The following is a 3,480-nucleotide window of genomic DNA, read 5'->3' as shown; positions in this document are numbered from 1 at the left end:
GACTCCCTCCCCGCCCTGGCCGTGCGGGCCGCGCTGTGCACGGCGCTGGTGCCGCCGCTGCTGTGGGCCGCCCGCCGCTTCCTGGACCGCGCGCCGACCCCCGCGTTCGGCCTCGCGCCCCGGGGATGGCCCGTCCCGCTGGCCGCAGCCCTCACCGTCCTGCTCGCCTCGGCCGCGCTCCTGGGCGCGGCGCGGGCCCTGGGCGCGGCCACCCCGGACACCGGCGCGGTCGGGGGCGCCGCCTCGGCCCTGGCCGTGACCCTGCCCCTGCTCCTGGCGGCCCAGATACTGCCCGAGGAACTGGTCTTCCGCGGCTACGCGCAGCACCACCTGGGGCTGCGGTACCCCCCGTGGGCGGCTCTCCTCGGCCAGGCCGCCCTGTACACGCTCTTCGCCGCCGCGGTCACCGGCTCGGCGGCGCTCTCCGGCGAGGTGTTCCTCCTGGGCCTGTTCCTCGGGGCCCTGAGAACGACCACCGGGGAGGTGTGGACGCCGCTGGCCGCGCGAACGGCCCTGACCGCCGTCGGCGTGCTCTCCGATGAACTCGGCCTGCGCCTGTCCTCCGCTCCGGAACCCTGGCAGGCGGTGCTCTCCCTCGGCCCGGGCCTGGCCGCCTTCTGGGTCGTGTACGCGTTGCGCGGCCGCGGCCGGGCGGGCACCCCCTTCCCCGACGCGGGCGGGCCGCGCCGCCCCCTGGCGCAGAGGGGGATCCTGTACGACGTCGGCTCCAGCTACCTGCCCGGTCAGAACTCCCGGCCGCGGTGGCGCCCGGATGTGGTGGACCGGGAGATGCGGGTGATCCGCGAGGACCTGCACTGCACGGCGGTCACCGTCTTCGGCGAGGACCTCGGGCGGCTGGAGGAGGCGGCCCGCCTGGCGCTGGGCCGGGGGCTGTACGTGTGGGTCCAGCCCCGCCTGGTCGACGCCGCGCCGGGCGAGCTGACGGCCAACCTGGGCCGGGCCGCCGAGGCCGCCGAACGGCTGCGCCGCGACCACCCCGAACGGGTGGGCCTCAACGTGGGCTGCGAGATCAGCCTGTTCGCCGCCGGGGTGCTGCCCGGCCGCGACCTGGACCGGCGCACGCGCGCGCTGGGGCTGCTCTTCCCCCTGCTGCCGTGGTTCGACCGCAGGCTCAACCGGCTGCTGCGCGAGCTGGCGGACACCGCGCGCGCGAGGTTCCACGGGCCGCTCACCTACGGTTCCGGTGCATGGGAGACCGTGGACTGGACGCCGTTCGACGTGGTCGGCGTGGACTACTACCTGGACGAGCTCACCCGCCGCTCCTACCGGCAGGGGCTGCGTCGGCTGCGCGCCCACGGCAAACCGCTGGTCGTCACCGAGTTCGGCTGCTGTTCCTACGAGGGCGCCCGGGACAGGGGCGGCTCGGGCTCGGACATCCTGGACTGGAGCGACCTGGGGGACCGCAGGGTCAGGGACGGGTACGTGCGCGACGAGCGGGTGCAGGCAGACCTCATCAGTGACCTGCTGGACGTGTTCGAGACCGAGGAGGTGCACGGGGCGTTCGTGTGCATGTTCATCGAGGGCGACTGCCGCTACTCCCCCGATCCCACCCGCGACCAGGACATGGCCAGTTTCGGGATCGTGCGCCCGCCACCGCTGGAGTCGGGGCTGTCCCCCGACGACGGCCACTGGGAGCCCAAACTGGCCTTCCACACCCTGGCCGCCCGCTACGCCGAGGAGGCGCCCGACCGCATGGGCTGAGCCGCAGCCGCCCACCCGGCGCTCCGGCCGCGCGCACGGCGGCGCGCGGCCCCGGAGACGACCCCGGCGCGGTGCCGGTCAGGCGATGCGGTCGCGCAGCTCGCGCTTGAGGATCTTGCCGGAGGCGTTGCGCGGCAGCTCGTCCACCACCCGTACCTCCTTGGGGGCCTTGAACGCCGCCAGACGGGCGCGCACGTGCTCCACCAGGTCGTCGGGCAGGGTCTCGGGGTCGGCCTCCCCGGTGGGCACCACGAACGCGGTCACCGCCTCGATCCACCTCTCGTCGGGCGCGCCGACCACCGCGGCCTCGGCCACCCCGGGGTGGGTGTACAGGGCGTCCTCCACCTCGCGGGAGGCCACCAGCACGCCGCCGGTGTTGATGACGTCCTTGATCCGGTCCACCACCTCGATGTAGCCCTCGGCGTCGGCGCGCACCAGGTCGCCGGAGTGGAACCAGCCGTCCCGGAAGGCCTCCTCGGTCTCCTCGGGCTTGTCCCAGTAGCCCTGGCACAGCTGCGGCGACCGGTACACCACCTCGCCCAGCTCCCCGGGGGCGACGTCGCGGCCGCTGTCGTCCACCACCCTGAGTTCCACGAACAGGGCGGATCGGCCCGCGGAGGCGGGGCGCGCGTCGTGCTCCTCGGGGCGCAGCACGGTGGCCAGCGGGCCGATCTCGCTCTGCCCGAAGCAGTTGTAGAAGCCCAGTCCGGGCAGGGTCGAACGCAGCCTCTCCAGCACCGGGCCGGGCATGACGGAGGCCCCGTAGTAGGCCTTGCGCAGGCTCGTCAGGTCGCGCCGGGCGAAGTCGGGGTGGCCCGCCATCGCCACCCACAGCGTGGGCGCGGCGAAGAAGGCCCGGTGTCCGGCCGTCTCGATCCGCTCCAGCAGGTCGGCGGGGTCGGGCGCCTCCACCAGGGTGTTGCGCGCCCCGACCGCCAGCCACGGCATGAGGAAGACGTGCATCTGCGCGCTGTGGTAGAGCGGCATGGCGTGCAGGGGCTCGTCGTCGGCGGACAGGTCCAGGCCCACCACGCAGGACAGGTACTCGTGGACGAGGGCCCGGTGGGTCATCATCGCGCCCTTGGGGCGGGAGGTGGTACCGGAGGTGTACAGCAGCTGCACCAGGTCGGTGTCGCGGACCCCGGCGTCCAGTTCGGGCACCGGCCCCTCCAGGCTGTCGGCGAGCAGCGAACCGGGGCCCTCGCGCAGCTCCAGCACCTGTTCCACGCCGGTCCCGTCGCGCAGCGCGTCCACGGCCGGGCGCAGGGCGGGGTCGGTCAGGACGATGGTGCTGCCGGACTGCTCCAGCAGGTAGGCCAGTTCCTCCCCCTTGAGGGCGAAGTTGACCGGCACGTGGACCAGCCCCGCCCGGGCGCAGGCCAGGAACCCGATGAGGTAGGCGTCGGAGTTCCTGCCGTAGGCCGCGACCCGGTCGCCCCGGACGGCGCCGAGGCCGAGCAGGCGTGCGGCGGCCCGGGTGACCGCGGCGTCCAGGTCGGCGTAGGTCCAGGAGCGCCCGCCGAAGACCAGCGCGGTACGCCCGGGGGTGCGCGCCGCGCTGCGCCGGAGGATGTCGCCCACGGTGCTGGATGTCGTCGAACCGGTCATGTCCTGCCTTCCGCCCGTCGGTACGGCCCCTGGGGCCGTCGGCAGGACCCATCCTGTGGCGCACGGGCCGCACTGGCAACACCCGGCGGAGGAAACGGGCCCTCGGAGGGCGCCCGCGCCCCCTCGCGGTCCGGCAGCGCGTTCCCCCTC

Annotated in this window: 2 protein-coding genes; one reads left to right on the top strand and one right to left on the bottom strand. The window is 74.8% G+C overall.

What is annotated here, in order from left to right:
* Positions 1-1,722: type II CAAX prenyl endopeptidase Rce1 family protein (locus DQW06_RS23635; RefSeq protein WP_157983580.1), on the top strand; the 1,722-nt coding region annotated here is incomplete at its 5' end.
* Positions 1,723-1,800: 78 nt separating this feature from the next.
* Here DQW06_RS23635 and DQW06_RS23630 read toward each other — a convergent pair.
* Positions 1,801-3,330 (bottom strand): acyl-CoA synthetase, encoded by a 1,530-nt coding sequence (locus DQW06_RS23630; protein ID WP_013153434.1) that lies wholly within the window; start codon positions 3,328-3,330, stop codon positions 1,801-1,803.
* Positions 3,331-3,480: the final 150 nt, after the last annotated feature.

The organism is Nocardiopsis sp. TNDT3, assembly GCF_003427465.1.
Classification (GTDB): Bacteria; Actinomycetota; Actinomycetes; order Streptosporangiales; family Streptosporangiaceae; genus Nocardiopsis; species Nocardiopsis dassonvillei.
This window is presented reverse-complemented; position numbering and strand designations above follow the sequence as displayed.